5 protein-coding genes are annotated in these 6000 nt (G+C 60.1%); all 5 read left to right on the forward strand.

Annotated features, from left to right (window positions below):
* Positions 1–69: 69 nt before the first annotated feature.
* Positions 70–744, forward strand: coding sequence for a YcbK family protein (locus RSW2DRAFT_RS13500; RefSeq protein ID WP_008031859.1), 675 nt, complete (start codon positions 70–72; stop codon positions 742–744).
* The gene (locus tag RSW2DRAFT_RS13505) at positions 744–995 is read left to right on the forward strand and encodes a hypothetical protein (protein ID WP_008031860.1); all 252 of its coding nucleotides are present in this window, start codon (positions 744–746) and stop codon (positions 993–995) included. Before RSW2DRAFT_RS13500 ends, RSW2DRAFT_RS13505 begins: the two co-directional genes overlap by 1 nt.
* A gap of 476 nt (positions 996–1471) precedes the next feature.
* Positions 1472–1948, forward strand: a complete 477-nt coding sequence (locus tag RSW2DRAFT_RS13510) for a hypothetical protein (protein ID WP_008031861.1) — start codon at positions 1472–1474, stop codon at positions 1946–1948.
* Entirely contained in the window at positions 1945–5043 is a 3099-nt protein-coding gene (locus RSW2DRAFT_RS13515) for an HsdM family class I SAM-dependent methyltransferase (RefSeq protein WP_008031862.1), read from the forward strand. Before RSW2DRAFT_RS13510 ends, RSW2DRAFT_RS13515 begins: the two co-directional genes overlap by 4 nt.
* Positions 5043–5696: a hypothetical protein gene (locus RSW2DRAFT_RS13520; protein WP_008031863.1), complete on the forward strand. Its 654-nt coding sequence runs from the start codon at positions 5043–5045 to the stop codon at positions 5694–5696. Before RSW2DRAFT_RS13515 ends, RSW2DRAFT_RS13520 begins: the two co-directional genes overlap by 1 nt.
* Positions 5697–6000 lie beyond the last annotated feature (304 nt).

A 6000-nucleotide genomic window follows, 5' to 3' on the forward strand; every position in this document is an offset into this window, starting at 1 on the left:
AACAATCCACCACCCTGTTGACCCACCCGACCCGCCCCAGAGGCGGGTTTTGCATTTCTGGAGACCATCATGCCCACCACGACCTATGCCCACTACCGCGACGTGCCTGAAAGTGCTTGGCGCTGGCCCAGCTTTTCCCCGGCGGAAATCGCCTGCCGCGGCACCGGGGCCATCAAGATCAACACCGAAGCGCTGGACAAGCTGCAATCCTTGCGCAATCGCCTCGGCAAGCCGATGATCGTCCGCTCGGCCTATCGCAGCCCTAGCCACAACCGCGCTGTCGGCGGGGCACCTGCGTCCAAGCACATGCTGGGCACGGCGTTTGACATCGCCATGTCGAACCACGACCCGGTGCCGTTTGAAGCGTCCGCGCGGGCGGTGGGCTTTCTGGGCTTCGGGTATTATCCCCGGTCGGGTTTCATGCACATCGATCTTGGCCCCGCACGGTCCTGGGGCGAACCCTTCCCAGTTCGTGCCACATCCTTCGTGTCGGAAATCCCCCCTGCCCGTGAAGTCTTGGCCGACAGCCGCACACTTAAGGGCGGTGGGGCAGCAGGTATCGCGACCGTCGGTGCCGCGGGTGTCGAGGTGGCGCAGGAGGTCCTAGCGGAAACCCAATCGGCGATCCTTCCCCTAGTGCCCTACCTTGACACCCTGCGCTGGGTCTTCATCGCCGTGGCGTTGATCGGCATCGCCGTCGCCATCCACGCCCGGATCGACGACTGGAAGCGGGGCCAGCGGTGATGGGCTGGATCACCGCCATCCTCGCAAGCGGCCCGGCGCGCAAAGCGCTGGGCCTCCTGCTGGCCGCCCTCACCATCGCCCTGTTCCTGCTGAACCTCCGCCGCGCCGGTGAGCGCGCCGGGCGGTTGGCCGAGCGTCTTTCAACATCGGAGAGAACCCATGAAATCCAACGCCAGATGCTGGACGCCGCCAGCCACCGCCCCGCTGATCGCGATGCTCTGGCTCAGCGCATGCGCGATGGCCGGTTTTGAAGGGCAGGCCCCGTGCCCGTCTGTCGTCGAATACAGCCCGGTCGAACAGGCCCGTGTTGCCGACGAAGTGGATGCGCTGCCGGATAGTGCGATGGTCGTTCGGATGCTCAGCGATTACGCCGTAATTCGCGATCAGGCGCGGGCGTGTCGGTGAAAGCCGGGCCGGGCAAATAGCCAGCAGGAAACGCCTGACGCCTTGACTGCAGGGCCATGCCCGGCCCGTTTCACAGGTTTACGGTTTAAAGGAGCTGCAGGGAACTTCCCCCACTGCCGGATAGTGCACAAGCCGTCGCCTTGCAGAGGCCGACCCGCGCGCACCCCACAGCGAGCAGCTTAGTTACTCTTCTTGGTCGCTCAAATATGTCGAGCGGAGCGCCTACTTAGAACCTTTGGCACAAAGAAATTGAACAAACCAAATATAAACACGGGGCCGACCCCGGATTGATACGGGGAATATTCCCGGCTAAGAAGGTATCATGCGTTACACTCAGAGCCAGATTCGTGAGCTGCTGTCCATTTCGGTGGACGCTTTTCGAACTTGGCGGGAAGCCATCCCGGCCTTGGCTGCGCACAAAGGTCATGCGCCGAGCTTCACGCCTGGTGAAGTCGTCTCTATGGCGATCATGGCTGAGTTGATCAGGGATTTCGGTATGCGCGTGGGAACAGTGGGCGACCGTTTCGATCAGCTCTTCAAGGAGTGCCGGGGAAGGTCTTGGCTCTCGCTTGAAGACTGCGTGGCCTTGATCGATGCCGACAGCTTCCGGCTAGTCGACGTAAGCTTCGTCCACCGCCGCTCACTGGACGTCTCAACTCTCTGCGTGCCATGCGCACCCATCATAGCGCGGCTGCGCTCGACGCTTACAGCGACGGAAGTCGATCAGGTGCAGGGCCATCTGCAGTTCCCCCCCACCTCCTTGCCCATGCAATCGGAACGCCGCGGTAAGCGGGCATGACAACTACCCTGACATCCAGGTTGGCACCGGAGTGGAAAGACCGCTTGGGCCTTACACATAGGCGCTCGCCCGAACTCTACGAGTCCGCCGAGACCGTCAGCGACGTGCCGCATGCGCCGGCCATCCGAGCCGCCCTCACCGAAATGGGCGTTTCAGCGATCTTCTGCGTCCAAGGCGTCCCAACTGTCGCGATCCTTGAAGCCGATCAATATGACCGTGCCAAAATAATCGACCTTCACGGCGCACTGTGGAATCAGGGTCTGGCGAGTCTGTTGTTGGTCATCGCCGAAGATACGCTCAGAGCGTTTTCGCTTGCCCGTACTCCGCTGAGCGATCCAGGCGACGCCTTCGAGACCCGCTGCCTTATCGATAGCCTTAGCTTGACCACCGAAGTGCTGAGATTTCAGAATCTTATTTACGGCGCGGAATCCGGACGTCTCTGGAAGGACTACGGCGAATACTTCCCGGCGAAAGAACGCATCGATCAGGTTCTCCTCGACAATTTGAATGTCTCCCACGACCTCCTGCAGAAGGCCGCGCTTGCGCCAGATGCAGCGCAAGCCCTGCTTATACAGACGATGTTTATCGCGTATCTTGAAGACCGGAAAATTGTAACGCCTGCCTATTTTGCGGGCGTCTCCGACAAGATTGCCGACAGCTTCTCGGCGTTACTGGAAACGGGGGACGTCCATCTCTTCCGGTCCTTCTTTCGAACGCTCCATGCGGATTTCAATGGCGATCTGTTTGTTGCGCCTTGCTCGTTTGAGCAAATGGGCGAGACGCCAGAAGTCACGTCCGCCCATTTAGCGACCCTGGCGCAGTTCCGGGCGGGTCGCGATGAGATGGCGCTTTCAGGTCAGCAGCGTTTCTGGGGCTATGACTTTCGCTATATCCCGATTGAGCTCGTCAGCGCCGTCTACGATCGGTTCTTGGGTGAACGCGAGGCCGAACGCCGCGCCAGCGGTGCCTATTACACGCCCATGTTCCTCGCCGACACCGTCGTTTCCCAAGCTTGGGAGATGTTGCCGGACGCGACACGGACGACCGGAAACTTCCTCGACCCCGCCTGCGGTTCAGGCGTTTTCCTCGTCCGCTCGTTCCAGCGGCTCTGCGAACATTGGCGCGCCAAACACAATACGCAGACGCTTTCCTGGAAAACGTTGCTGTCCTTGCTGAGCCAAATCCATGGCTGGGATCTGAATGGCGGCGCCGTTCGGGTCGCGGTGTTCTCGCTCTACGTCGCCTTGCTCGAGGAGGTATCGCCACGCGACATCCGTAAGCTGATTACCCGGGGGAAACTCCTGCCGGAACTCTGGGGCAAGACGCTCGTTTGCCGCGATTTTTTCGAAGTGCCGCCCGATGGCGCTCGATACGAGGTCATCATCGGAAATCCGCCATGGACCAGCCGACGCGGTCCAGCGCGTTCGTCCGTGCGTTGGAGCAAAAATGCGGGCCATCCCATGCCCGGTGGCGAGGACGCCTGGGCATTCAGCTGGAAGGCCCTGTCGCATCTCGCCGACGGCGGGCTGATCGCGTTCCTGCTGCCTGCGATGGGATTTTTGCACAACCACGCCCAAAAAACGGTCGAAGCGCGTGATGCCTTCTTCCGAAAATCCCGGGTCCGCCGCGTCATCAACTTCGCCGACCTTCGCTTTCAGCTTTTCGAGAAAGCCCATCGCCCCGCAGCCCTGATCATCTACGGCAGCGCGAATACGGATAATTTTCCCTATCGCTTCGACTACTGGGCGCCAAAGGCCGATCTTAATCTGCGCATCAAGCGCGTCATCACGCTGAGCAGCGCGGACAAGGCCTCGCTCGGGGTGGGCGCGGTTCTCGATAATCCGCTCATCTTCAAGCAGCGCCTTTGGATGCGGGAGCCAGACGCTAAGCTATTCGGTTACCTCGCAAGATTCCCCAAGCTAGAGGCCTTCGTCAATGATTTTGGGGGCCTAAGCCGTCGCCGCGAAGAGCTGGGCGATCGATGGGTCATCGGGCAAGGCTATCAGCCCTTCAATGAAGACAGCGATAGCGATGCGCCTCCACTCGAAAGCACTTATGTCGGCCGACTGCCGGACCTACCCATTGCAGCCTATTCACGTCTGGCTCAGACCGTGGATGGCTTGCTACCGGCTGCATCGTCGAGGGTTCGTCGTCGCGGATTCGAGGCCGGGTTCGATCGCTCGCGCATTCTTATCCCCCGCGGGGTCGAGACGTCACAGAATCGTCTTCGGGCCGCCTATTGCAATCAGCCGCTGACTTTCCAGCATATCTTTCAGGCGATCGTGGTGCCGGAGGGACAGAGTGACCGTGCGAAGCTCCTGACCGCAATACTCAATAGTCGCGTGGCCGTCTGGTACGCGTTTCATGGCACAGCTTCGTTCGGGTCGGATCGACCCGAAGTCCAGCAGGCCGACCTGCTACGATTGCCATTTCCATCACCCGACGATGTCCCCGATCATGCCGCAGCCGCCCAAGCCGCCCTTGAGCTGATCTCGATTGTGGACGAAGCACGCGCACGCTCCACCAAGCCGTTCTCGATGCAGGTCGACGACGGCGAGATCCTGCGGTCGATCGATCGGCTCGCGTACCAATACTTCTGCTTGTCGCACGATGAAATCGCGCTGATCGACGATACCGTTGAGGTGATCCTTCCTGCGCTTCAGCCCCATGAGGGCCAATTCCCGAAACTCTGGGGCGCGCCTGACGAAACGCAACGCGCTCAATACGCGCGCACATTGTCGGCCAGCCTCACGGACTGGTTCAAAGGCAAAAAGATTGATGCGCGCCTTGTCGCGCGCGGCGCTGACCTCGCGATCCTTCGCCTTCAGCTGGGCGGCCATGAAGACTATGCAGAAGATGTGGCAGGCGAGCTCAGCGACGTACTTGAGCAACTTGCAGCCCATATCCACAGACCTCTCGACGGCAACTTCCAGCTCATGCCGGACTTGCGCGTTTTTGTCGGTGACTGTCTCTACCTTATAAAGCCTATGCAGATGCGCTTCTGGCTGCGTTCCACCGCGCTCGCCGATGCAGATGGAATAGCGCTCGACCTCCAGCAGGCAGCCGCTTTGTCCCAACAGCGGGGCGCGGATTGATGCTGATCGGCGATGTGCAGGGATGGGTCGACAACTTCGTTTCATTTGATGATCGCTTCCTGGAGAGGATCGCGGCAGCGTGGCCAGCGTGCATGGCGGTTCTTCCCGATCAGCCAGGGGAGGATGATATCACCATCAACCTTGTCGATTGCCTAGCCAAGGACGTCGTGGTGCGTCGGTTGTGCCATTGGGTCGAATACCAGTTCGAACCGTTCGGCCTTGCCGCCGACGGGTCGAAATACAGCAAGGGCATCATCGACATCGCCGTGCTCTTCGACTGGGATCGGCAGCGATACCTAGCCTATGAGTGCAAACGGCTCAACGTGATCAACGGTGGAAGCCGCAGTTCCCTGGCTACCGTGTACGTCACTCAAGGCATGATGCGTTTTCTCACGGAGCAATATGCAGAGCAGCTGCCTGTGGGGTGCATGCTCGGTTACGTGCTCGACGGCGACGTGTCCTTCGCCACTTCACGGATTGCCGACGCCATCGGCGGCCATGTCCCGCTCGCGCTCTCTGAGGGACCTACACCGCTGGCCACGATTGAAGCGATTGAGCGCTTCCGCACAAGGCATACCCGCCTAGCCGGGTCACAGATCGAACTTCGGCATGCGCTATTTTCGAAGGTATCAGCGGCTGTTCAAAACACCTAACTGAGTTTTCTGTATTGCGCAAAAAAGCCCGCTTTCGGGAGTGCTGCTCAGCAGCGAACCGGACACGCCCCCGGTGGGGGTTTGAGCCGAAACTGCATCGTCACCGGCTTCGCTCGCGGCCGCGCATGGTCCAGTCTGCACCGCCATATGTGACAGCGTAGACCAATGCTTCGGCTGTATCATCGTCAAAGGCAATGACGGCTTGCCACGCACCACTCGTCAAACGTTGACATGGCGTTGACACAAAATGCGCGAGCCAAAACCCGACTGTTTAGGTCGGGTTTTATCTATTTGATATATTTGC

It is taken from the genome of Rhodobacter ferrooxidans, assembly GCF_000176015.1.
Classification (GTDB): Bacteria; Pseudomonadota; Alphaproteobacteria; order Rhodobacterales; family Rhodobacteraceae; genus Pseudorhodobacter_B; species Pseudorhodobacter_B ferrooxidans.

Coding starts and splice junctions, on each gene's coding strand:
- RSW2DRAFT_RS13510 (WP_008031861.1), top strand. CDS start 1,472: ATGCGTTACACTCAGAGCCAGATTCGTGAGCTGCTGTCCATTTCGGTG.
- RSW2DRAFT_RS13505 (WP_008031860.1), top strand. CDS start 744: ATGGGCTGGATCACCGCCATCCTCGCAAGCGGCCCGGCGCGCAAAGCG.
- RSW2DRAFT_RS13500 (WP_008031859.1), top strand. CDS start 70: ATGCCCACCACGACCTATGCCCACTACCGCGACGTGCCTGAAAGTGCT.
- RSW2DRAFT_RS13520 (WP_008031863.1), top strand. CDS start 5,043: ATGCTGATCGGCGATGTGCAGGGATGGGTCGACAACTTCGTTTCATTT.
- RSW2DRAFT_RS13515 (WP_008031862.1), top strand. CDS start 1,945: ATGACAACTACCCTGACATCCAGGTTGGCACCGGAGTGGAAAGACCGC.